The organism is Marinilactibacillus sp. XAAS-LB27 (assembly GCF_036039175.1).
Taxonomy (GTDB): Bacteria; Bacillota; Bacilli; order Lactobacillales; family Carnobacteriaceae_A; genus Marinilactibacillus.
Genome location: NZ_JAYXKP010000015.1, coordinates 1 through 2,121, shown reverse-complemented (window position 1 = coordinate 2,121; position 2,121 = coordinate 1). Strand labels below are relative to the sequence as shown.

General features: G+C 32.6%; 1 protein-coding gene. It reads left to right on the top strand.

Annotation, left to right across the window (positions count from 1 at the left end; all coding sequences use genetic code 11):
* Positions 1-210: hypothetical protein (locus tag VXN63_RS11960; RefSeq protein WP_327758289.1), on the top strand; the 210-nt coding region annotated here is incomplete at its 5' end.
* Positions 211-2,121 lie beyond the last annotated feature (1,911 nt).

Sequence of the window (2,121 nt, the reverse complement as noted above, 5' to 3'; positions counted from 1 at the left end):
CGCGTTGTCGCAGGTTCGAGCCCTGCTTGCGGAGTTTTTTTGTACATATATTTAAAGAGCAGAGGCCTGATTACTCAATTATCAGGCCTCTTTTTTGCGGTTAATTTGTTAAACATGGAAGGTGAAAGTGGTTTTGTTAACGTAATTGCAATATATCTATCTAGTTTTAATTATGGAGAGCTATTCATCATCACAAAGAAAAGAGACTAATAAAAGACTATGGAAAAAACTTGTGATCAATCTTGAAATTGTTGATACACTAAAATGATTAATGTTTACAAAATAATTGCTAGTTTCCTAAGTCCTTTAAATGAGGATGACGAGTTTTTTATTAGAGGTACCCTTGGTAATTTTAATAGAATAAATGGAGAAACGAAACAGGCAATTAGCATTCCTACCTTTTGCCTTCAGTATGCTAGAGAATGTCAGGATACACCAAAGAAAATAGTTTCACTAATAAGGCTGAAAGAAGCTTTGAAATATAGTGATGACCATCAAGGTACACTGAACAATTTTTAATCAGGCGTTAGAAAGAAGTCAGTCTGATAACATAGAAAACTATATTGACTTCGTACAACAGCATAAAGGAAAGTGTCTCATGGTATTGTCAAGGTCAAATGAAGCAGAGAGTTGTTTCTTAAAGTAAAGGCACTACTTAGAATAAGGAAGCAAAGAGGAGAAAGAGAGTTAATTGGTTTGACACAAAAATCAATCGATTTTCTAAAAGAGTTAACTAAATCAGAGACTAATGTAATTTAAGGCTTGCTTAGTGCATTATCGGCGCAGGTTAATGAACCATGTAAAATATGAAGCGGACTTCAAAACTATGGAAGTCTTATTTTGTACTTAAAGTAAACATCAACCAGTAAACCAGCATAGTTGAGAATGGATAAGTGAATAAGTTAATGGTTAAGAAGAAGTAGAGCGAATATCGCAAGGAGGAATGAAACAATAGATACGAAACTAGTTAAGCAACTCTGCATTTGTATAGTAAAGCATCAGATATCAAATCAATAGCAACCTGTTATCATACTTAAACAATCAAAGTTCAAACTTGTATAGAAATCACACCAGCATTTTCTGTATAAGTCTAAGAATGAAGAAAAGAAGTTTCTAAAAGAAGAATAGATGGATAACAATTAATATCAAAAGTTCTTTGGAAATAATATAGCTGGGTATAGAGATAGAGATAGAGATAGAGAAAATCAATATCAATAGATACTGGCGTTTCGATTACTAGGTGGCATTCGCTCATTTAGTAAATGTAAAAAAGTATCAAAAGATTTATTCGAATATGTATTGCTTGAATTAGAGAGCAAACGACTTAGTGATGACAAAATATACTATATAGGATCCTTAATGACTCTTTACTGTATAAGTTTGTATACATACAATGCAATAATCACTAAGTCAATGTCTCGAGTGCTACTAGGGTAATGATAAAACGACATTAGCGACAGTAAAGCAAACGTAATTGGTAGAAGGATTGCTCACTACAAATATATAGAAGTTAGGCTAGATTACACAAAGATAAAAAGCGACACTTTCTTCATGTTAACTGTAACGATTTATAGTTGGAAGAACGGATAAGAACAAACCGTATATCTAATACTTCATGTTTGTCACAAAGTAGAGTGGAAAAGAAAATAGGCTCAAGCGGTTTGAGTATATCTATTAGCACAAAGATAAATACGCCTCTTGGTATATGAGTGCTATTGGATATTTTAGCTGGAATAAAACATGATGACTGTTTAAAGAGAGAATTCTTCTACCTGAATAAAAAATAATTAGTAATAAAATTTCGCTCTGAAACACTGATATGACAGACTTTCGAAAGGGATTTATACATACTTAAGAGTGATAATAACAAAGGAATTTGAATTTCGCTGTTGACGGAGTCTCGATCCCGTGATATTATATAAAAGTTGCTGATAACGACGTCGACTCGATTGAATAACTTAATCGAAAACAACTTTTAAAAAAGTGTTGACATCGAAGTTCGTAGCGTGGTATTATATAAAAGTTGCTGACAACGACGTCGACTTGATCAAACAAATTGATCAAAAACAATTTATAAAAAAGTTGTTGACATCGAAACAACAACATGGTATGATATATGAG